The 22,509-nt window shown below is 58.9% G+C and carries 17 protein-coding genes and 1 pseudogene; 8 read left to right on the top strand and 10 right to left on the bottom strand.

Annotated features, from left to right (window positions below; all coding sequences use genetic code 11):
• The first annotated feature begins 25 nt into the window (after positions 1-25).
• Both CO660_RS25180 and CO660_RS25175 read left to right on the top strand, forming a co-directional pair.
• Entirely contained in the window at positions 26-1,501 is a 1,476-nt protein-coding gene (locus CO660_RS25180) for an aldehyde dehydrogenase family protein (RefSeq protein WP_097601039.1), read from the top strand.
• Positions 1,498-2,541 carry a tartrate dehydrogenase gene (locus tag CO660_RS25175; protein ID WP_097601038.1) on the top strand — a complete coding sequence of 348 codons (1,044 nt, stop codon included), beginning with the start codon at positions 1,498-1,500 and terminating at the stop codon, positions 2,539-2,541. Before CO660_RS25180 ends, CO660_RS25175 begins: the two co-directional genes overlap by 4 nt.
• A gap of 170 nt (positions 2,542-2,711) precedes the next feature.
• Here CO660_RS25175 and CO660_RS25170 read toward each other — a convergent pair whose 3' ends face one another.
• A complete protein-coding gene (locus tag CO660_RS25170; RefSeq protein ID WP_097601037.1) occupies positions 2,712-3,989 on the bottom strand; it encodes an FAD-binding oxidoreductase in 1,278 nt (425 codons plus the stop codon).
• 479 nt (positions 3,990-4,468) lie between these two features.
• Here CO660_RS25170 and CO660_RS25165 point away from each other — a divergent pair, with 479 nt between their 5' ends.
• The 3 genes from CO660_RS25165 (at position 4,469) to CO660_RS25155 (ending at position 9,454) form a co-directional block, all read left to right on the top strand.
• Positions 4,469-5,299: a GNAT family N-acetyltransferase gene (locus CO660_RS25165; RefSeq protein ID WP_097601036.1), complete on the top strand. Its 831-nt coding sequence runs from the start codon at positions 4,469-4,471 to the stop codon at positions 5,297-5,299.
• 12 nt (positions 5,300-5,311) lie between these two features.
• Positions 5,312-6,685, top strand: a complete 1,374-nt coding sequence (locus tag CO660_RS25160; protein ID WP_097601035.1) for an aspartate aminotransferase family protein — start codon at positions 5,312-5,314, stop codon at positions 6,683-6,685.
• A gap of 933 nt (positions 6,686-7,618) precedes the next feature.
• Complete coding sequence (locus tag CO660_RS25155; protein ID WP_097601034.1) at positions 7,619-9,454, top strand: methyl-accepting chemotaxis protein; 1,836 nt, start codon at positions 7,619-7,621, stop codon at positions 9,452-9,454.
• Between the two features lie 112 nt (positions 9,455-9,566).
• On the opposite strand, the pseudogene CO660_RS33965 reads toward CO660_RS25155, so the two are convergent.
• Positions 9,567-10,227: pseudogene (locus CO660_RS33965) on the bottom strand (DUF3422 family protein); the annotation flags it as partial.
• Between the two features lie 299 nt (positions 10,228-10,526).
• Here CO660_RS33965 and CO660_RS25140 point away from each other — a divergent pair.
• Positions 10,527-11,954, top strand: a complete 1,428-nt coding sequence (locus CO660_RS25140) for an aldehyde dehydrogenase family protein (RefSeq protein ID WP_176536377.1) — start codon at positions 10,527-10,529, stop codon at positions 11,952-11,954.
• On the opposite strand, the gene CO660_RS25135 is transcribed toward CO660_RS25140, so the two are convergent.
• The 8 genes from CO660_RS25135 to CO660_RS25100 all read right to left on the bottom strand — a co-directional run bounded on the left by CO660_RS25135 (position 11,948) and on the right by CO660_RS25100 (position 20,101).
• On the bottom strand, positions 11,948-12,877 hold the full coding sequence (locus CO660_RS25135) for a LysR family transcriptional regulator (RefSeq protein ID WP_097601031.1): 930 nt from the start codon (positions 12,875-12,877) through the stop codon (positions 11,948-11,950). The two genes, CO660_RS25140 and CO660_RS25135, sit on opposite strands and share 7 nt — an antisense overlap.
• Positions 12,878-13,294: 417 nt before the next feature.
• Positions 13,295-13,738, bottom strand: a complete 444-nt coding sequence (locus CO660_RS25130) for an Lrp/AsnC family transcriptional regulator (RefSeq protein ID WP_097601030.1) — start codon at positions 13,736-13,738, stop codon at positions 13,295-13,297.
• 19 nt (positions 13,739-13,757) lie between these two features.
• The gene (locus CO660_RS25125; protein ID WP_097601029.1) at positions 13,758-14,543 is read right to left on the bottom strand and encodes a phosphotransferase; all 786 of its coding nucleotides are present in this window, start codon (positions 14,541-14,543) and stop codon (positions 13,758-13,760) included.
• A gap of 29 nt (positions 14,544-14,572) precedes the next feature.
• On the bottom strand, positions 14,573-15,970 hold the full coding sequence (locus tag CO660_RS25120) for an aspartate ammonia-lyase (protein WP_097601028.1): 1,398 nt from the start codon (positions 15,968-15,970) through the stop codon (positions 14,573-14,575).
• Between the two features lie 12 nt (positions 15,971-15,982).
• Positions 15,983-16,861, bottom strand: coding sequence for a 4-hydroxy-tetrahydrodipicolinate synthase (dapA, locus tag CO660_RS25115; protein ID WP_097601027.1), 879 nt, complete (start codon positions 16,859-16,861; stop codon positions 15,983-15,985).
• A gap of 44 nt (positions 16,862-16,905) precedes the next feature.
• On the bottom strand, positions 16,906-18,318 hold the full coding sequence (locus CO660_RS25110; protein WP_097601026.1) for an aldehyde dehydrogenase family protein: 1,413 nt from the start codon (positions 18,316-18,318) through the stop codon (positions 16,906-16,908).
• Positions 18,318-19,379, bottom strand: a complete 1,062-nt coding sequence (locus CO660_RS25105; RefSeq protein WP_097601025.1) for a homoserine dehydrogenase — start codon at positions 19,377-19,379, stop codon at positions 18,318-18,320. The genes CO660_RS25110 and CO660_RS25105 overlap by 1 nt, the downstream gene beginning before the upstream one ends.
• A 245-nt stretch (positions 19,380-19,624) precedes the next feature.
• Complete coding sequence (locus tag CO660_RS25100) at positions 19,625-20,101, bottom strand: Lrp/AsnC family transcriptional regulator (protein WP_097601024.1); 477 nt, start codon at positions 20,099-20,101, stop codon at positions 19,625-19,627.
• A 172-nt stretch (positions 20,102-20,273) separates the two neighbouring features.
• On the opposite strand from CO660_RS25100, the gene CO660_RS25095 reads away from it, so the two are divergent.
• Together CO660_RS25095 and CO660_RS25090 are read left to right on the top strand one after the other, a co-directional pair.
• A complete protein-coding gene (locus CO660_RS25095) occupies positions 20,274-21,674 on the top strand; it encodes an aspartate aminotransferase family protein (protein WP_097601081.1) in 1,401 nt (466 codons plus the stop codon).
• 29 nt (positions 21,675-21,703) lie between these two features.
• Positions 21,704-22,480: an amino acid ABC transporter ATP-binding protein gene (locus CO660_RS25090; protein ID WP_097601023.1), complete on the top strand. Its 777-nt coding sequence runs from the start codon at positions 21,704-21,706 to the stop codon at positions 22,478-22,480.
• The last annotated feature ends 29 nt before the right edge of the window (positions 22,481-22,509 follow it).

The following is a 22,509-nucleotide window of genomic DNA, read 5'->3' as shown; positions in this document are numbered from 1 at the left end:
CCCATATATCCGCAAGGACACGGCCATGGCTCTGAGTTTCAATCCCGACACAATCGAGTTGCCGAGAGGTCATTTCATCGGCGGGCGCTACATCGACGCCAAGGGCGAGCTACCGATGCAACGGCCGTCCGATGCCATCGCCTATGCCGACTGCCCCGTGGCCGACGCTGCCCTCGTCGATCAGGCGGTATCCGTTGCAAAGAGAGCGCTCCGCGAGAGCGGCTGGGCCACCCGCCGCCCGCGCGAGCGGACCAATGCGATGCATCGTTGGGCGGACCTGATCGAGGCTGAAGGAGAGACCCTTGCCCGGCTGGAAGCCGTTTCCTCCACGCGTCCGATCGGTCAACTCATTCAGGGCGATGTCGCGGTCACTGCCGAGCAGATACGCTTCTTCGCCGAATTCGCCGACAAGGAAGGCAGCGACCTCGTGCCGACGGACGACTTAAGCTTCGGCATGATCATGACCGAGCCCTATGGCGTCGTCGGCGCGATCACGCCGTGGAATTTTCCACTCTCCATGGCGGGCTGGAAACTGGGTCCGGCACTTGCTGCGGGCAATGCCATTGTCTTGAAGCCCTCGGAGATGACGCCCTTTTCGACGCTCTATCTTGCTCAACTTGCCGTCCGCGCCGGCATTCCGGAAGGCCTCATCAATATCGTTCTTGGCGACGGGCAGACCACGGGCCAGGCGATGACCGGCCATCCCGATATCGGAAAGATCAGCTTCACCGGCTCGACGGGGGCCGGGTCCGCGATCATGGCGAATATTGCCAGGACAGGCGTCAAGCCGATGACGCTGGAACTCGGCGGCAAGAGTCCGCAAATCGTCTTTTCCGACAGCGATCTGACGCTCGCTGCGAATGCGATCGCAAACAGCATCCTCTCCAACGCCGGACAGGCCTGCGTCGCGGGCTCACGGGTTATCGTTGAGGAAGCTGCGATGGAGCCGCTGGTCGCCGCCCTGCGCGCCCGAATGGCAACGATCGAGCCCGGCCCGACCTGGGACGAGCGCTCTAACTACTCGCCAATCATCTCCGAGCGTCAGATCGATCGGATCGACGCAATTGTGCGCGCGGCGCGCGACGCCGGCGCCGAATGCCCTGCCGGCGGCAACCGCCTCGAGCGGGAAGGCTATTTTTATGCTCCGACGCTACTGTCGAATGTCGACCAGGTCTCCCCTGCGATCACGGAGGAAATCTTTGGGCCGGTGCTGACGGTGCAGAGCTTCACCGATGAGGAAGAGGCGCTCGCACTGGCCGATCATCCCTCCTACGGGCTGGCGGCGGGGCTCTTCACCCGCGATCTCAACCGCGCCATCCGAACCACGCGCCGGCTGCAGGCCGGCACCGTCTGGGTCAATCGCTACAGCCGCTCCCGCGACCATATCCTGCCGACGGGCGGCTACAAGCGTTCGGGCATCGGCAAGGATCTCGGACGCGAAGCCTATCATGCCAACCGCAAGAGCAAGAGTGTGCTCATCAACCTCCAGGATCAGACATGAAGACCTATTCCATCGCGCTACTGCCCGGGGACGGCATCGGCAAGCCGGTCACCGAGGCCGCCTGGGACGTGCTGCAAGCCACGGCGAAGACTTCAGGCTTTTCACTTGAAGGGACGGCCTTTCCTTGGTCCTGCGACTTCTACAAACAAACTGGCGCCATGATGCCGACGGATGGGATCGAAACACTCAGTCGTTTCGATGCGATCCTGCTCGGCGCCGTGGGTTGGCCGGCCGAAGTGCCGGACTCGGTTTCGTTGCATGGGCTGCTGCTGCCGATTCGCAAGGCTTTCACACAATATGCTAATATTCGCCCGCACCGGCTGCTGCCGGGCGTCTCGGGTCCGCTGAAAAGCGGTGCGTTCAATATCCTCTGCATCCGCGAAAACACCGAGGGCGAATATTCCGGCGCTGGCGGCCGCATCCATCAGGGGACAGATGACGAGGTGGCGGTGGAGACCTCCATTTTCACCCGAAAAGGCGTCGAACGCATCCTGCGCTTCGGTTTCGAGCAGGCTCGCATGCGGCGCGGCAAATTGGCCTCGGTCACCAAATCCAATGCCCAGCGATATTCCATGGTTTTCTGGGACGAGATCACCCGAAGACTGGCGGCCGAATATCCCGATGTCGAGGTGACGAGCTATCATATCGACGCGATGGCGGCGCGCATGGTCATGGCGCCGGAATCGCTCGACGTCGTTGTCGCTTCCAACCTGTTCGGCGATATCCTCACCGATCTCGGTGCCGCAATCCAGGGTGGGCTCGGCTTTGCGGCGTCCGCCAACATCAATCCGGATCGCTCAGCGCCGTCCATGTTCGAACCGGTCCATGGATCGGCGCCCGACATCGCTCATCTCGGAATCGCCAATCCAATCGCCACGATGTGGTCGAGCGCCATGATGCTGGAGCACATCGGAGAGACGGCCGCTGCCGCTCGCACAGTGTCCGCCATCGAAGCGACGACGAAGGCCGGGATCGGCGTCGTTCCCGGAAAAGACAAGACCGAGACGATCGCGAGGGCAGTGCTCGAACGTCTTCTCTGAGGGGCCGCTTGAGTTCTTTCGCCGGAATCCGCGGAGCTATTCTCCTGGTTCCGACTACGTCAGCAAGCGCGGCAAACTCGGCCTTGATCTTTCATCTATTCTATCGGCGAAAAAGAAGGCGCGGATCGTGAGATCCGCGCCCTAGTTGGCGGCAGGGGAGGAGGGGCCGCTTATTGAAATCTGTCGAGGGTCTTGTAGTAGAGCCCGACGAGTGGCAGGAACCAGGGCTTGCCGAAATGGCCGGGAACGGCGGGCCATTCCAGACCTTTGAGCGGATTGCGATCCGCCTTGCCGAGTATGGCGTCTGCCATAATCATTCCCAGGTGGGTCGAGAGCTGCGCGCCATGGCCCGAATAGCCCATTGCATACCAGACACCATCTACATAGCCCGCCCGGGGAAAACGGTCCTTGGTCATATCGACCAGCCCGCCCCAGCAATAATCGATCTCGACATTGGCGAGCTGCGGGAATATCTGGGCAAGGCTCGCCCGCAAAATGGCGCCGCTCTTTTCGTCCGAACGTTGATCCGATGTCGCGGAAAAGCGGGCGCGGCCGCCGAAGATCAGCCGGTTGTCAGGCGACAGACGGAAGTAGTTACCAATGTTCATGGAGGTGGCGCAGGTCCGGTTGCCCGGCATGGTGGCGGCCACCTCCGCCTCGCTCAAAGGCCGGGTCGCGATCAGGAAACTGCCGATCGCAATGATGCGGCGCTGGAAATAGTTGAAGGAAGTTCCTGACCCATAAGCGCCGGTCGCGACCAGGACATGATCGGCTGTTACCTCTCCCCGGAAGGTCTCCAGACGATGCTTGGACCCTGTCACTGTGTGCCGTGTTACCGAAGCCCTTTCGAATATCGTGGCGCCATGTCTGACCGCAGCATCGGCCAATCCAACGACATACCTGCCCATATGCATCATGGCGCTCTTTTTCGACAGCATCGCGCCATGGAAGGGAGAGCCAATTTCCGTCTTAAGATCACGCGCCGTCAGCAGCGCGGTATCCGGATCGACCTCCCGATGCACCGCTTCGAAATTCCGGGCGATCGTGTCGAAATGCTGCGGCTTTGACGCGAGTTTGAGCTTGCCCGCGCGCCGGAAATTGCAGTCGATCTTTTCTTCGGCGACGATCCTTTCGATCGTGTCTATCGAGTCGTCGAGGGCACGGTAGAGCGCCACCGCGCGTTCGACGCCGAGTTCACTCTTGGCAGCGATGAAGCTGTGGGCCAGCCCATTGTTGAGATGTCCACCATTGCGACCGGATGCACCCCAGCCAATATGGTTCGCCTCCAGCACGGCAACGCGCGCACCCGACTTTGCGAGCTGCCGCGCCGCGGCGAGCCCCGTGAAGCCCCCGCCGATAACGACAACATCATAGTGGCCATCGACGGGGCCAATGCAGGCGCCCGCGAATTTCAATGCGGTGTCGTGCCAGTAGGATTCAAACTTCATCGCCTTGCTCCGCTAGAGGCCAATGCCGGCTGAAATGCTCTTGATCTCCACGTAGCCGTTGATCGGCTTGCGTGTACGATCAACTTTGTTCTGGATGTCGATATTGATTGCCGACATGAACATTGGGACTGCACGCCCGTAATCTAAGCTAGTGGATTTCGATTGGGGTCGAATCATCGAGTTGGTCCTTGGTTATGCCCGAGGCGCGTTCGTATGAGCAATTCTACGAGGGTTATGCAGAGTAAGTGGCCGCAGTTGCCACTCTACGAAGCAGATTCTTTCGTATTTCGTCGGTATTTGGCAGAGAGTTCCGACCGCGAGCCGCTGAGGCACCGAGCCATTCGCGGATTTGCTGTCAGCATAAGATGCGGTGACCGCACGCCAACACGGTCAAAGATGTCGCCAGTCTCCATTTGTCGGGACGATCTTCTTTTCGGCCGACGTTATTCTTCCCTTTTAGAAAAGCAGGGATCCAGACAATGCATATGACCCAACTCCACATGGTTCCGTTTGGCGCCGAACATCTTGCAGGCGCGCTGGCGCTTTCGCGACAGGCCGGATGGCCACACAGGCTGGCGGATTGGGAAACGGCACTTGCAATGAGCACAGGCGTCGTCGTGCTGGATAACGAACAGGTCGTCGGCACTACGCTCACGACACGCTTTGGAGGCTGCGCCACAATAAATATGGTCATCGTCGCCGAAGCCATGCGCGGACGTGGCCTCGGCCGCCGCTTGATGGAAGCGGGTCTTGATGGTGCTCGCGGTGTGCCGTGCAGACTGGTCGCGACCCAGGAGGGCCTGCCGCTCTATGAAAAGGTGGGCTTTCGCCAAGTTGGCGACATCTTGCAATGTCAGGGCATCTGCGCGGCCGTGGAGGCGCCGATGGATGTCGAGTGGATGCAATCCGGCGATCTCCCGGAAATAGCCGCCTTGGACAACGTCGCCTTCGGTGCTGATCGCAGCAAGCTGATTTCCTATATCAAGGATATCGGGCGGTTTGCGGTGATCCGGCGCGATGCACATGTCGTAGGTTTCTCAGCAACGCGTTCCTTTGGCCGCGGTGAGGTCATCGGTCCCGTGGTGGCCAAGAATGCGGAGGATGCCCGCAAGCTCATCCTGTTCCAAATAGCGGCTCGAAACGACAAATTTCTTCGCATCGACACACCCAAGGACCTCGGCTTGTCGCAGTGGTTGGCCGAGTGTGGACTCGTCCATGTCGGTGGAGCGACAGCGATGCAGCGCGGCGGCGAGACCAATCCATCTCCCCATGTCACAACCTTCGCCCTGGCCAATCAGGCTTTCGGCTGAACGGAGATAACGATGCACAGCAACTCCCTTATCGAACTCGACCGCGCCCATCTCGTTCATCCGGTCGCCTCCTATCGCACCCACGAAACGCTCGGTGTGCGCGTCCTGTCCTCTGCGTCCGGCGCGAGCGTAACCGACATGACCGGCCGCCAGCTCATCGACGGCTTTGCCGGCCTCTGGTGCGTGAACGCGGGCTACGGACACGAAAGCATCGTTGAGGCTGCCGCACGGCAGATGCGAGAACTGCCCTACGCCACTGCCTATTTCGGTCTCGGTTCGGAGCCGGCGATCCGCCTCGCCGCGGCGCTTGCCGAGCGGGCGCCGGGCAATCTCAACCATATTTATTTCACCCTGGGCGGATCGGATGCGATCGATAGCACGGTTCGCTTTATCCGTTATTATTATCACGCCAGGGGAACCCCGCAGAAAGACCAGTTTATCTCCCTCGAACAGGGCTATCACGGCTCCTCGACCGTGGGCGCCGGGCTCACAGCTCTTCCCGCCTTCCATGCCGGCTTCGGCATACCGTTCGAGTGGCAGCACAAGATCCCCTCGCATTATGTCTATCGCAATCCCGTGGGTACCGATGCACAAACGATCATCAATGCCTCACGGCACGCCCTGCGGCGGAAGGTGGAGGAAATCGGCGCCGAACGGGTGGCGGCTTTCTATGCCGAACCGATCCAGGGTTCTGGCGGCGTGCTGGTGCCGCCGAGGGGCTGGATGAAGGCGATGCGCGATCTCTGCCGCGAACTCGACATCCTGTTCATCGCCGACGAGGTGATCACAGGCTTTGGCCGCACCGGCCCGCTTTTCGCCTGTAGCGAAGACGATGTGGTTCCCGATTTCCTCACCGTCGCCAAGGGCCTGACCTCCGGCTATGCGCCGATGGGCGCGGTCTTCATGACGGACCACGTCTATAACACCATCGCCGACGGCGCCGGCGGTTCTGCCGTGGGCCATGGCTATACCTATTCCGCCCATCCGGTCAGCGCCGCGGTGGCGCTCGAGGTCCTGCGCCTCTATGAGAGCGGTCTTCTGGAAAACGGCCGGCGGGCAGGCGCTCGCCTTGTCGAAGGGCTGCAAGGCCTTGCCGATCATCCGCTCGTCGGCGACATCAGGGGCCGCGGCATGCTGGCCGCCGTCGAGCTTGTCATCGACAAGGCAAAGAAGACGCCGCTTCCGGCAGCGGCGGATCCTTCACGCCGGATTTTCGACCGGGCTTGGGAAAACGGGTTGATCATTCGTGCTTTCGGCAATGGCGTGTTGGGCTATGCGCCCCCGCTTTGCTGCACTGATGGTGATATTGACGCGATCATTGCCCGCACGAGAACGACGCTAGATCAGACGCTGGACGACAGGGACGTCAGGGCTCTCATGCCATGACGCGGAGTGCATTGCTCGATCTCAGCTCACAGCTCTCGCTTACGAGGAGGCGCAGCTCGAATATTGCTGGCGTTTGCCGGCCCAATAGGGAATGAGGCTGCGGCCGTCGTTATCTCTCCAGGGAGCGGACGTTGGAGGCTGGGCACGCTGGCAGGACGTCGCCGGCACTGTGGTGCTGGCGGGCGGCTCACCCCTTGTCAGCCAAAAGGGCTCAATCCGGACGATGATCGCTGTGCTTAGCGGCAGCGCGTGATCCTCACCTTCTGCGACTACTCGGACGAGCGCTTTCCTCAGGCCTTGGTGCCAGCTTCAATTCCGTCCTTCGAACCTAGTGTCGACGGCCTGCCGAGTGCGCTCCATACGACGGAGTTTCCAGAGAACGGCGTGCCGATGGTGCTTATGGCGATCAGCGGCCGTGTCAGGTCGACGTTACGGCACAGCAGTTCCGGTTCGCTCGCTATTTCGTGCCGATGTTTGCCGTCGCTGGCCAAGCCGGCGCTAAGGGGGCTGAGGATTGGCGCTCCGGCCGTGAAGCTTCGGCGCTAGCAGCTTGATGAACACACACCAATGGAGCGGATGCGCAGTTGCGAGAATTATTTGCCCCTCGCTCGGTAGTGGGCCATTAATCAAGAGGCGCCGTATTGCGTCCGCCGACGATTAGCTCACGTCGCGGGTCTTTGTGGGCAGGCCGGCCGAGCGCAACGACGATTACTGTTCGATGCGTGCGAGAATGTCGCGGCATTTAGATCACCGCTCCAATGTATACCCCTACTGGCATCAAAGGAGGGAACTTTCTAGGGCTGGTTTGTAAACGACACAAATAATTCCAGGAGCGACGGTCGGGCAGTTAAAGTTAATCCTAAATTAGCACATCAGCCGAATTCTTGCGGTTATCTGAGCTGCACAGCCCGCCCTAGAGGACTGGAGAATTCTATGAAACGCCCGACCGTCAAGCAGACCCTCATTGCCGTTTTGTCTGTCATCTGTGCCTTCCTGATTGCATTGTCGTACAATTCTCTCAGTTCAATTTCGACACTGAACGACAGTGCTCAGCAGATTGGCGGTTTCTGGATGAAGCGGATGATCACCGCCAGGGATATCCAGGGAAACTTCTCTGATCTGAAGCTGGCTTATGCGCAGTACTTGCTGGAGGCGTCGCCGGAGAAGCGGGCCGCCGAGGTGAAGCTGATCGACGAGACGAACGCCGCAGTCGAGCGGGCAATCCAAGAGTATGTGGCGGGCGTCCGGACGGAGAAAGGTCGCGAGCTGATCAATGACGTCAAGTCAGGGCTCAAGAAATATAGCGAGCTCGCCGGGCAAATGGTCCAACTGCAGGACAACGGCAAGACCGCCGAGGCGGCCACTCTCTTTCGGGAGAGTATGGAGGCGCAATCTAATTTGGTGACACAGGAGATTGCAGACCTCGTGGGCTTCATCCTGGGACAGACCGAAACATATGTGACCACAAGCGACGCAACCGCGAGCTACGCGTTCAGGACCACGGCATTGATTGCCACCCTTTCGATTCTGGTCACCTCGGCTGGAGCGCTCTTTGCCGTTTTCGGCATCGCCAATCCGATCCGCCGAATTGCCTCTTCAATGAAGATCCTCTCCGACGGAGATCTGCAGAGCGAAATCCCGTACGCTGGCCGGGCCGACGAGATTGGGGCTATGGCAGGAGCGGTGGAAGTGTTTCGACAGAACGCCATCAATGTTCTTCGACTGGAGCGGGAAGCAGCGATATCGCGAAGCGAGTCGGAGGCGGCGCGCGCCGCCGCTCAGGAGCGCGCCGAACGGGAGGCACAGCAGTTGCGCTTTGCAACAACGACCCTTGGCGATGGATTGAGACGCCTTGCGGATGGTGACGTTTCTTTCCAGCTCGCGGAGCCTTTCGCTCCGGAATACGAGAGGTTGCGTGCGGATTTCAATGCTTCGCTTAGTCAACTCGGCACAACCATCGGCGCTGTACTGCAGACGGTGCACAGCATCGACAATGGAACACGCGAGATCGCATCCGGCGCGCAAGATCTCTCCAAGCGGACCGAACAGCAGGCCGCCTCCTTGGAAGAGACTGCAGCAGCCCTTGATGAGATCACTGCCAATGTGACAACTGCCTCGAAGAGAACCGACGAGGCTCGCAATGTCGCCCTCGAAGCCAATGTCAGTGCAGAACGTTCTGCTTCCGTTGTCTCTCACGCCGAACAGGCGATGAGGCGGATAGAGGAAAGCTCCGAGAGGATATCGAGCATCATCAGCGTCATCGACGACATCGCTTTTCAAACCAATCTACTGGCGCTGAATGCTGGCGTCGAGGCAGCACGGGCCGGGGAAGCCGGCAAAGGTTTTGCGGTTGTCGCTCAGGAAGTTCGCGAGCTTGCACAACGCGCAGCGACGGCGGCGAAGGAAATCAAGGGACTTATCGAAAAGTCCTCAACCGAAGTCGGCACCGGCGTGAAGCTGGTTCTTGAGACCGGCCAGTCGCTAAACAAGATCGGCGAGCAAGTGTCTCAGATCAACCAGTTGATGGACGCAATTGCTACGTCCGCGCGTGAACAGTCCACTGGGCTGGCGGAAATCAATACGGCCGTCAATCAGATGGATCAGTCCACTCAACAGAATGCTGCGATGGTCGAGCAATCCACGGCGGCGGCCGCGTCATTGTCGGCTGAGGCGACCAGGCTGCGCGAACTCGTCAATCAGTTCACTCTCGACCGTGAACCTGCTCAGGCGGCTCAGCCTAGACGTAACCTCCGAACCATGGCGGCGTGATGGCGATCAGGGACTTGTCCTCACGCAACCGGATAGGAGAACCAACAGCCTGCTCTCTCCGCGGCCAATTTCTAGAGGAGTGCAAGGAGTTCTTAACACGCGATCTCCAGCTTTAGGACCCTTCCTTTAAAGCATGCTTAACGCGGAGGATGGTGGTCGCAACAGCTCCCACGACCACTGGAACAGCGCCAAGCATGATCACCGGATCGATGTGGAAACCTGCATAGTCAGCTGTCTCATATATGAACTTCAGCAGGCCCAGGAGATAGTAGCTGATCGCGATTATCGAAAAGCCTTCAACCGCGCGCTGGATCTTGACCTGTGTCGCAGCCCGGTCCGCCATTGCCTGGATCTGTAGTGCTTTCAGTTGTCCAGCTACGTGCTCTGCCCCGTAAATCGCGCGGACGGAGGGATTAATAGCTTGGCCGTCCATGATCACAAGCGCCTTGTTCCTGACCGTCTGCACCCGACTGGTCGGATCAGTCATAAGGAACTTAATCCTCGCTTCGCCTTATCGAGTTCCCAGCGGTTCCGATCGACTTGCGCGACGACGTTGACGTCTGGATCGGTAGCGATGATGCGTTCCCGGTCGAGGGCTGGCGATTCAGCTTTCGTGGTTATGGCGTTTGTCCCGCTGAGGACGTCGGCAATAAAGCCGGCGGCGCTATTTTTGCCTTCGAGATCGGCATCGGCAGATGCCGACGGACTGGAGAACCAGAAACGTAAGACAGCTTCGTTCCATCTTTGGGTGCCTCGGCACGCAACGCGGCTTCAACGTTTTACTTCTCTTTTGGAGCGCCGGAATCGCTCAAGCGCCTCGCACGGAGAACCCACGAAGGTACGGGGTCGCGGCATTCCAGGCAGGGGGTGACGGCGAAATGCCAGCAACGGCAACGACAAGTTCGATCCTGGAGGCCACGCTGTTCAGGTGTTCAGGCGGCTCGAGTGACTCTGTGGTTAACACCTCTCTTAAGCAAACATTCAGCCCTCCTAAATGTCATCTTCCGGTCTTTCCGGGCATCTTATGCAGGGCAGGTCCAATGGCCCCAATGTCGTGAAGCGAGGTGAAATGATGCTGACCGGACGCGAGAGCCAGTTCTACATTGGTGGGAAGTGGCAGGAAGCGGTGGATGTAACCCGTTTGCCTGTCGTCAATCCCGCCTCCGAGCAGGTTGTTGGGCAAATCGCTGCGGGCGGTGCTAATCACGTCGATCTCGCGGTTGCAGCTGCGCGCAACGCATTCCCGCTTTTTTCTCAAGCATCTGTTTCCGAGAGGCTTGGTCTGCTCGGCAGGATGCATTCTCTCCTGAAAGAAAGAGCGGATACGTTCGCAGAAGCCCTCGTTATGGAAATGGGGGCGGCGATCAGCTTCGCGCGCGCATCCCAGGTTCCTTTCGCTGCCGAGCACATCCGTGTTCAGATGGAGATTCTCGAGAAATACCAATTCACCATGGTTGATGGGCGCACCGCAACCGTCAAGGAAGCGATCGGGGTTTGCGCGCTAATCACACCCTGGAACTGGCCACTTTACCAGATCACGGCTAAGGTCGCTCCCGCGATCGCAGCAGGCTGCACCATCGTCTTGAAGCCAAGTGAGTTGTCCCCTTACAGCGCTCTGCTCTTTGCCCAACTGATGCATGATGCCGGCACTCCGCCGGGGGTATTCAACCTGGTCAACGGCACTGGCGAGAGCGTAGGCGCAGCGCTCGCCAGCCACCCCGACGTCGACATGATCTCGATCACCGGTTCCACCCGCGCAGGGGTACTCGTCGCGCAGGCGGCCGCCCCGACTGTGAAGCGGGTGGTTCAGGAACTCGGCGGCAAGTCACCGAACATCTTGCTCACCGATGCCGATTTCAGCGAGGCGGTAGCGAAGGGCGTGCTCGCCGGAATGCGCAACGTCGGCCAGTCGTGCAGTGCGCCGACGCGCATGCTGGTACCTGCACATCGGCTCGGCGAAGTGGAGGAACTGGCAAGCGCGGCTGTGCGTGCCATCCGTGTCGGCGCGCCGCTTGATCCTGCGACGGATATGGGGCCCATAGCCAATCGTGCCCAGTTCGAGCGGGTACAGGTCATGATCCAGGCCGGTATCGATGACGGCGCTAAGCTGCTGTGCGGCGGTTTGGGCCGCCCGGCTGGCCTTAGTGGCGGCTTTTTCACGCAACCGACAATCTTTTCCGAGGTGACGCCCCACATGCGGATTGCTCGTGAAGAAATCTTCGGACCCGTACTTTCGATCATGCCCTACAAGGACGAGGAAGAGGCAATCGCGATTGCTAACGACACCGTCTATGGATTGGGCGCTCATGTTCAGTCTTCAGACCCGGAGCGTGCGCGCCGGGTCGCCACTCGCATCCGCGCCGGCCAGGTCCATATCAACTATCCGGCTTGGGATGGAGCGGCCGCCTTCGGTGGCTACAAGCGGTCGGGCAACGGGCGCGAGTACGGCGTATACGGGCTTGAAGAGTATCTCGAGACGAAGTCGATCCTCGGTTATTGACCAGGCTTCTCCGCAGGATCGGCTCTCCATGGCAGTGGTTTCAGCGACTGACGAAGCATTGTCAGGAAAGCGGCAGTGCGCGCACTTCGTCCGTGCCGCGATCCGAGGATGGCGACGATATCGGCCGACGGCAGCTTCCAGTTGGGAAGTACCTGCCTCAGCCGTCCCATCGCCAGGTCTTCTGCAACGGCCCATTCGGAGCGCATCATGATGCCCTGACCCGCCAGCGCCCAATCCCGAATAACGGCGCCATCATTACTCGACATGACAGGGTTGACGCGCACTGTCGCACTTTCCTGCCGTAAGCCCTTAAACCGCCAGAGCGTTACGTCCTCCTCGTTCTCGCGAACGACAAGGCAGCGATGTCGCGCCAGATCGGCGGGCGTAGTAATGGGCGCAGCCGAAATTAGGTATTCGGGACTTGCGCAGAGAATCCGGTTGTTCGGCGCCAGCGTCGTCACGACTTGATCCAGATGCGCGGACGCCCCGATGTGAACAACCACCTCATAGCTGTCAACGATCAATGCCGTGGGATGGTCGGACAGTTGCAGGGTAGCGGTGGCACCACGATGCTCTCGAGCGAAAGCCTCCACGACCGGGGCGACGTAGATCCTACCAAAACCGTGAGGTGCTGCGACCCTGAGGTGCCCGCGGACCGTACCCTTGCGATCAGCAAGGGCTTCGGTAAGCGAGTCTAAAGCATCGCTGACGATAACGCTGTGGGCAGCGACCAATGAGCCCTCTTCGGTAAGACGCAGGTGGCGTCCGGAGCGGTCGATCAGTCGTACCCCGACTTTCTCTTCAAGAGCGCGCAGGCGCTGGGTCACCGCCGGAGGGGTGACGTTCAGCTTTCTCGCGCTTTCAGCGAGGGATTTGGAGGCTGTGAGGACCGAAAAAAAGGCAAGATCGTCGGATGTGAGCATTAATCTGCTCCTGAAGTGATCGTTCATAGAGGATTAATTGCCATCTTTATGGTTTCGCGACAAGGTGAGATCAGGTTGGTTATTGGGTTCATGGAGCTGGCGACGTTGACTTATCAGCCCGATGAGCTGGCCTCGGCAGTATTCAGCGGGTGCGGGGTGGAAACTGAGTGAGGGAATGCGCGGGCCGATTTGGCCGCACTTGAACCGGAAGGGATCCCCTGAAAGATAACGCGCGACCGCTGCTCCGGACGGAGCTGCTATGCGGGCAATGGTGGGAGCGTCTTCATTCGAAGCTCCATATGTGAACCCAAAGCTCGGATGGGCCTGCTCGCTGATAATCCACAATCCGTTCGCATAGAGCGGATAGTCCGCCGATTAGGTTCGGGGCGAACACCGCCCGCATCTAACCAATCAGATTTATCTTCGGATTACGGAGGAGAGGGCGAACGCGGTCAGTGTATCGCGCACGCCGGGCATCTCGGCAATCAATTGCCAAATCTGTCGGATGCGGTCGGCCTCAGGGGACTCGACCCGCACGAGGAGATCGAAATCGCCGGTCATAACGTCGCAAGCAACGACTTCTGGGATCTTGCGTAGCGCCTGAATGACTTCTCCGCCCCTCATGCGATCGTGACGATAGACGAAAATCAATGCGGTTGTGACGTTTTGGCTATTCCCACCATCCCCGGTGAGGATTGTATATCCCTTGATGAAGCCTTCTCGTTCGAGACGTTCGATTCGCACCCGCACGGCGTTGCGAGAAAGGTTCACCTTCGCCGACAAATCCGCATGCGAAATTCGGGCATTAGCCTTCAATTCGATAAGTATCTGTTCGTCAGTTCGATCGAGAAGATATTTCATGGATATTGAGCCGGGTCGCTTAACGTAGAATGTCGGAAGTTACGGACCGATAAGCTAACATGGCGATTTCCGGTAGTAATGTTCTTTCCCTCTTGCTCGCAAATCGCTTTGATGTCGAAGCCATTACGAATCCTGGCAGCGCCTCCTTTTCCCCATCAGTCAGGCAGCGGACGTCCTGATAACCCTGCAGCAGCGCACGGGCCCGGTCTTTATTCAGCTCTCCGTTGATTTCGCCCGCCCAACCGACAAGCGCATCAGCAAGCTCCGACACGAGCGCGTCGTCGTGCCGAAGCCTGAAATTGATCACTCCGCTGACTTCCTCTCCGAGGAAAAAGACGTTCTCCTGGACCAATGCGCCATGAATTGCGCCAATGCGAAGATCCGTCGATTTGCACTTCGCTTTTTGTTCTAAGACGGTGTGCATTTCAGCCATCACACGGCCCAGGCTGAGGCATTTTGCCGGGTTTGCAAATGTGGGTGAGGCGCCGGGTACGAAGCTGACGATGGCGACCAATCGACCTGCGGCCCGAGACGTGGCGTGGCCATCGACAGTGCGCAGCGGCTTAGGGCAGGGGACGCCATGTCGATAAAGCGCCTCCATGGTTTCGAAGGCCCTTTCCAGATCTGAAGGTTGGGCTCCGCTCTCGAAAAGGGTAACGATGAATTCGCCTTCCCTCGTCCGGAACAGATAGGTCGTCTCGGAGTCGCCGTCCGCAATGCCAATCACAGACAGAAGCGACGTAAAACCATAAGCTGCGGTAATGAGTTGGCGATCTTCGTCAGAAAGCTCGGTAAAAACAGCCATTTCCTACCCTTATGCGGCCGATGAACCCATCAGAAATTTGCGAAGGCGGTGGTACCTTCGAAGAGCTCTTCAACTTGATTGGAAGTTAAGATCCCTTCCTCTTCCACGACCTGCCGCAGCCCCCGCTTTTCGACCAGCGCTTTTTTGGAAAGTTGCGCTGCCTTACTGTAGCCGATTAGCATCGCCAACGGTGTCGCAAGGACGAGAGACTGATCGAGGAGGTCCTTGCAACGGTCGACATCAACTTCAATGCCGACGACGCACCGCTGCTTAAAAATTTCTATACCCCGCGTCAACATCCGCATGGATTGAAGGATGTTGAGGATGATCACCGGCTCCATCGCATTGAGTTGCAACTGCCCCGCACTTGCCGACAGGGTGACAGTGAGATCATTTCCGATAACCTGAAATGCGATTTGGTTCATCATTTCCGGAATGACGGCGTTGACTTTGCCGGGCATGATCGAGGAACCGGCCTGGACGGGCGGAAGTCGGATTTCTCCCAGGCCGCCCCTCGGCCCACTGCTCAAGAGCCGCAGATCATTGCAGACCTTTGTCAGCTTCACAGCAATTCGCTTGAGGACACTGGAGATGGAAACGAAGCCACCGGTGTCGGAGGTGGCCTCGATCAGATTTCGAGCTCGGATGAGCTGGATACCGGAAATCTGTGTCAGGTGGGCGCAAGCCGCGGCTGCAAAGCCGCGGGGTACGTTGATCGACGTTCCGATCGCAGATCCGCCGAGATTAACCTCCTTCATCAGCCTCGAAGCAGCCTGCAGTTGGTCGATATCTTCGTCGATCAGCTCGGCGAACGCACCAAATTCCTGCCCGACTGTCATTGGGACCGCGTCCTGCAACTGAGTGCGGCCGACCTTCAGCACAGTCGCATATTCATGCGCCTTGGCGCGAAATGCATCGCGCAGCCCGACCTGGGACTCGATTAGCCCTTCGCAAGCACGAAGAATGGTCAGACGCAGTGCGGTCGGATAGACATCGTTTGTCGATTGAGACAGGTTCACGTCATCATTTGGATGAAGCTTGTCATAGTCGCCCACATTCGCGCCGAGCTTCAAGAGCGACAGGTTCGCAACAACTTCATTGACGTTCATGTTGGTGGACGTTCCGGCGCCACCCTGCATCATATCGACCGGGAAGTTCTCATCAACGCATTTCAACTCGATGAGCTCATCGCAAGCCTCTGAGATTGCCGACGCCTTTTCCGCTGACAGCAGGCCAAGCTCAGCGTTCGCACGCGCGGCCGCTTTCTTGACCATAGCCATAGATTGAATGAGTTCGGGGAAGTCTTTCAGGCGAAGGCCTGAAACGGTGAAGTTAAGTTCGGCTCGACGCGTATGGACACCGTAGAGAACGTCACCGGGGATAGGCAGGGGGCCGATCAAATCGGTCTCTATGCGTTCGGTTCCCATTTGCCGTTCCCCCTAGTCCAGAATTCCGGCGTGGCGCATGGCATGAAGGATTACCTCTTTGACAGGATCGCTCACCTCCACGAGAGGAAGGCGCAGGTCCCCTCGAATCTTTGAGAGTTGCGCCAGCGCGAATTTCACGCCAGCCGGGCTGGTCTCGAGGAATAGCGCGCGATGCAGGGGCATCAGTCGATCCTGAAGAGCCAGTGCCGCCGCGAAGTCGCCTTTCAGGCATGCCCGCTGGAAGTCTGCACACAGCCGGGGAGCAACGTTCGCGGTCACGGAAATGCAACCGTGGCCGCCATGGGCCATATAACCCAGCGCGGTGCCGTCTTCGCCGGTCAGAAGATTGAACTCATTGCCGCAGGCCATACGCTCCAGCGAGGGTCGCAGGAGATTGCCCGTCGCATCTTTGACACCCTTGACGTTCGGACAATCCTTAAAAATTCGGGCAAGCGTTGCGACTTCAATGTCGATTACACTCCGACCCGGGATGTTGTAGACAATGATCGGAACCGTAGCTTCAGCATCGATGGCCTTGAGGTGCTGATAGATCCCCTCTTGGGTGGGTTTATTGTAGTAGGGCGCGACGATCAGCAAACCGTCCGCGCCGGCCTCCTGTGCATGCCGCACGAAGCTGATTGCTTCCTCCGTGCTGTTGGAGCCGGCGCCGGCTATGACCGGAACGCGACCATCCGCTGCCTTGATCGCGATTTCCACGACTCGCTTGTGTTCGGCATGGCTGAGGGTCGGGCTTTCCCCCGTTGTTCCGCAGGGGACAAGCCCTGACGTGCCCTCGGCGATCTGCCATTCGATGAGGCTGCGAAGCGCAACCTCATCGACTTTCCCATCGGCAAATGGGGTGACAAGGGCAGTGATGGATCCTTTGAACATCTTGACTTCCAAAAACGACGATGGGTTCACACTGGCGCCGGCGATCAGTGCTGCAGCGACGTGATGCAAACGACCTTTGGCTGTGTCATGTCCTCATAAGCAAAGCGAACGCCTTCGCGTCCCATGCTGCCGTATTTGAATCCGCCAAACGGCATGGCGTCGAACCGATAGTCGGACGACTGGTTGATCATGACGCCCCCGGCGTCGATCCGCTTTGCTGCCTCCAGGGCGGTGGCAAGATCGTTGGTAAAGATCCCGGCATGGAGGCTGTATTCCGGCTTGTTAGCCATCTCTATTGCCTCTTCAAGTTCATCGAACGGCTGCAGTATGACGACCGGGGCGAAGACTTCCTCATTAAGTACGTCGCACGCGGCCGGCACGTTTTCCAGGACGGTCGGGGGATAGAGGGTGCCGGCCGGCTTGTGACCGCAAAGCAGCATCGCGCCGGCAGCGATTGCCCGTTCCACCATAGCGGCGGCTCGGTTCACCGCACTTTCGGAGATCATCGGGCCCATGTCAGTCTCGGATTTCATCGGATCGCCGGTCTTCATCTGGGTAGTCCGGGCCACGAACTTGGTCTTGAAGCGTTCATAGATCGTGCGCTGCACCAGAATTCGCTGCGTTCCGATGCAGTTCTGGCCCGCCGCCCAGAAGGAACCTGACACGCAATCTTCCACGGCGGCGTCGACATCGCTATCTTCCATCACGATAACCGGAGCATTGCCACCGAGATCCATTGCGAGCTTCTTGATGCCTGCAGATCTTGCGATGGTCTCGCCCGTGACAAAGCCGCCTGTAAAGGAGATCATGCGAACGTCTTTTGCCGAAACAATCGCCTCGCCCAGATCGGCGCCGCCGACAGCGACCGTGACGACCTCTTCCGGCAATCCGCTTGCGATCAAGACCTCCACCAGCTTGATGGCCGATAGAGGCGTAAGCTCCGACGGCTTCAGGACTACTGCATTTGCGCCGGCGATGGCAGGGCCAAGCTTGTGCGCCACGAGATTGAGCGGGTCATTGTAAGGCGTGATCGCCGCGACGATCCCTAGCGGCTCCCGGGTGTACCAGCCCTGCCGAGATTCCGATCCAGCATAGGCATCAAACGGGATCACTTCGCCAGCATTCCGCTTGGCCTCTTCCGCAGAGAGTTTCAGCGTGTTGACACAACGTGTCGCCTCCTTGCGGGCCTGGGCAATTGTCTTCCCCGCCTCCCGCACGATCAGGAGCGCAAACTCCTCCTTACGTTCTTCGATGGCGGCTGCGGCCTTTTCGAGAATCGCAGAGCGCTGGTGGCGGGGGAGCGATCGGGCAATCTGCGCGCCGCGCCTGGCGCGTTCGAGCAACAGGTCCACAGCGTCGGCACTGGTCTCTCGGATGGCGCCGACAAAACTGCCGTCGAAAGGATTACTGACGATGATCTCGTTGGAAGAGGTGGGTTTCAAGGCTAGACCGGGCATCACGCTGCCTCCTTCGCGAAATTTGCCGACTGGGCATTGTGTATAGCCACGATGTCGGACAGCAGTGCGTAGGCGGTTTCGACTCGACCGGCGCCCGGGCCGCTCACGGTGACGGGACCGAGAAGCTCTGTGTTCAACGATACTGCGTTGGTAGCGCCGTTGACGCCGGCGAGCGGATGTCCGAGGGCAAGCTGTTTGGGCGTGACACTGCCAGTTATCGTCCCGTCGGCATTGCGAACTGCTGACCCGACCAGTTTCCAACGACTTTCAGCCTTGGCAGCTGCTTGAATGTCGGAGGGAGAAAGCTTGGAGATGCCGTTGCAGGAGACATCCTCCGGCTTGAGATTTGCGCCCAGCAGCTCATTCGCCAAGATCACGACTTTCAGGCGAACGTCGAAACCTTCGACGTCGGCGGTCGGATCGGCTTCGGCATAGCCCAGGGTCTGCGCTTCCGCGACAGCGCTGGCGAAGTCGAGACCGTCCTCCATGCGACCGAGGACGAAGTTCGACGTGCCGTTAAGGATCCCTTCAAACCCTTTCACCTCTGCTCCGGCAAGGGTCTTCTCTGCCATCCTTATGACGGGCGTGCCGCTCATGACGGAGCCCTCATATTCGAAGTGAACACTGTTCGCCTTGGCAAGTGCCTTCAGTTCGCGACCAGCAATCGCTATTGGCCCCTTGTTCGTGGTGACCACGTGCTTGCCCGAGTTGAGAGCCCAGCGGCAGTGCGAAACCGCAGGCTCGCCGTCCTTCGGGTTCGTAAAAGTCGCCTCCACGACGATATCGGCGGGCGCCGTCTTGATAATGGCTTCGTTGTCGGCCTCGGCGCTGCCGCCGGAGAGCTCGCCAAAACCGCCCTTCGCGAAATTCGCCTCCACGAGGGTCTTCGCATCCAGACCGTTGGGCGAAATGACGGAGCCCAGATGGAGATCACTGACCGCAACGATGTTCAGGCGGAAACCAAGGTCTCGTTCCCAAAGCGGGCTCTTGGTCGCGATGAGCTCGGACAAAGCGCGGTTGACGCCACCGAACCCGATGAGAGCAATATTATAGATCTTCATGTGGTGTCCTCCGATGAAGCGATTTGTCCGCCTATCATCAGATGCGAATCGCTCAGTCGGAACGGCACAAACGGACCAATCTGCTGTGCATTTTGCTCATGATGCTGACCGCTTGCCCGTCCTGCCAGATCCCAGCGCTCGGTCGACATTGGTTCCGGCCAGGAAAACCGACATGGCCATGCACTTCATCGAAGTGTCTATCTTTGCGCAAAGAGGGCGTGTCTGATTGGCTGTCGGCGGCAATCTCAGGAGAAGTGATCAAAATCGATCGGAACTGAAAAGCCTGTCTTGACGCGGTCCATCACCACCATTGTCTTGAAGCCCTTGATGTCGGGATTTTCATAGAAGAACTTGCGGGTGAAGACCTCGTAGTCCTCCATGCTCTCGGCAGTGACAATCAGGACGAAATCCGCATCTCCCGTTACATAGTAGCCGTTCATCACTTCCGGCGTCTGCCGGATCGATTGCTTGAACCGGTCTACGATGTCGGCTCTTTCGCGCTCGAGCGTGACAAGTACAAGCATTGCGATCGGCCGGCCGACAGATTTAGGTTTCACAACCGCAACCTCCGCCTCAATCACTCCGGCCTCACGAAGCCGCTTGAGGCGGCGCTGCACCGCAGTGGCCGAAAGACCAACCATGGCACCGATGTCTTCGCTGCTGTGCCTGTTATGAACCTGCACGATACTGAGAAGACGAGCATCTAGGCGGTCGAGCTGCATTGGGAAACTCCGCAGGATTTCATCGTTCAATGGCCATCAAAAGCAGGAATTCCTCGTTCAAGCAACACCTACGCCGGAATTCATCGTCTCAGTGCTCCTAACCTTCATGGACCAGACAGAGGCGGCGGAAACGTTCAGCCCGATGATGACCTCGCTGCATGAGGAATTGAGAATGACCGACATTGCTGAAATAGCTGAGATGGACCGCAAAACGGTTCTGCACCCGTTCACCTACCTTAAGAACTACTCAGCCGGGGAAACTGATCCTACCATCGTCGAGACGGGAAAGGGCGTTCGTATCCGCGACGCATCCGGCCGAGAATACCTGGACGGGTTTGCGGGCCTCTATTGCGTGAATGTCGGCTACGGCCGAACCGAAGTGGCCGAAGCAATCGCCCGGCAGGCCTACAAGCTCGCCTATTACCATTCCTACGCCGCACACACGACGGAGGAACTCGCGCGACTTTCGGATCGACTGGTGCGAATGGCGCCAGGCAACATGTCCAAGGTCTTCTACGGGCTGTCCGGTTCGGACGCGAACGAGACGCAGGCGAAGATCGTCTGGTATTACAACAATCTTCGCGGGAAAGCGCAAAAGAAGAAGATCATCTCGCGTGAGCGTGGCTATCATGGATGTTCTGTGGTTGCCGGTTCCATGACAGGCTTGAGCTTTTACCACGATCATATGGATCTCCCGGTTTCGGGGATTCTGCGTACCGGCGTGCCGCATTTCTATCGCGGTGCGATGCCTGGCGAGACCGAAGAAGCCTTCTCACAGCGCCGCGCTGATGAATTGGAAGCGCTTATTCTCGCAGAAGGGCCGGAGACTGTCGGCGCCTTCATCGCGGAGCCGGTCCTTGGAACGGGAGGCATTACACCGCCGCCGGCAGGATACTGGCCGAAAATCCAGGCCGTGCTGAAGAAGTACGACGTGCTGCTGATTGCCGACGAGGTGGTCTGCGGGTTTGGCCGCACCGGTGCCATGTTCGGCTCGGATCTCTACGGTATGGATCCCGATCTGGTCACCGTCGCCAAGGGCTTGACGTCAGCCTATGTGCCGTTGTCGGCGGCCATCGTTTCGCAGAAAGTCTACGAGGTCATGGAGGAGGCGACGCCGCGCGTGGGCTCCTTCTCACACGGCTACACCTATTCCGGTCATCCGATCGGCGCCGCGGCGGCGAACGCAGTGCTTGATATCGTCGAGCGCGAAAATCTGGCCCGACAGTCCGCGACGAAAGGCGCTTATCTTTTGCAACGGTTGAAGGCAGAGTTCGAGCAGAACCCGATCGTCGGGGAAGTTCGTGGCGTCGGCATGCTGGCAGCGATCGAGTTCGTTTCCGATCGTGGTAGCCGGGCTTCGTTCGATCCGGGCCTGAAGGTCGGCGCGCGCATCTCGCAAGCCGCTCGAAATCGCAACCTCATCGCGCGCGCAATGCCGCACGGAGACATTCTGGGCTTTGCACCGCCACTTGTGATGACGGAAGCGGAAATCGACGAAATGGTTGCGATCGCAAGGGCCGCCGTCGACGAGGTGCTGCGGGAGCTGGACGCTCAAGGATTGGTGGCGGGATAACGAATGGACGATCGTCTGAGGCTTTGCGCATGAACGCAATTCTAAAGGTTCACGAACTCACCAAGACGTTTGGATCGACGAAGGTGCTGGATGGTATCAGCTTCGATATGAGAGAAGGTGAGGTCATTTCTCTGATCGGGTCCTCCGGGTGTGGAAAGAGCACCGCACTGCGCTGCATCAATTTTTTGGAGATGCCGACATCGGGTCGGATCGAGTGCATGGGCCAGTCCGTCTCCGTCGTCAATGAGGAGCGCGGCGGAAGCCAGATTGTCAACGCTCGCGATATCAGGAACCTACGCAGACAGATCGGCATGGTGTTCCAGAATTTCAATCTCTGGCCGCACCTGAGCGTCCTGTCCAACGTGACCGAGGCACTCGTTTGGGTGCTGAAACTCGGGAAGAAAGACGCCGAAGAGGTTGCGCTGTCGGCCTTGTCGAAAGTCGGCATGGCGAGTTTCCGCGACCGCTACCCGCAACAGCTTTCCGGCGGGCAGCAACAACGCGTCGCGATCGCACGTGTTCTGGCAATGAGACCGAAACTGATGCTCTGCGATGAGCCGACATCCGCACTGGACCCCGAGCTCGTGGGTGAAGTGCTGAAAGTCATAAGGGCGCTGGCGGAAGCGGGGGCTACGATCCTTCTCGTCACGCATGAAATGCGGTTCGCACGCGATGTGTCGAACCGGATGATATTCCTGCAAAACGGCCGCCTTGAGCAGGATGACGAGCCGAAGGAACTGTTTCGAAATCCGGCAACGGAAGGGGTGAAGCGGTTTCTATCGACAGTGATGGCGGCCAACGCCTGAAAGCGCGCTACAACGAAAACCAAAAGGGG

This window comes from Rhizobium sp. L9, assembly GCF_002531885.1.
GTDB lineage: Bacteria > Pseudomonadota > Alphaproteobacteria > Rhizobiales > Rhizobiaceae > Rhizobium.
The sequence above is the reverse complement of the archived record's forward strand: the minus strand, read 5'-3'. Positions and strand labels throughout refer to the sequence as shown.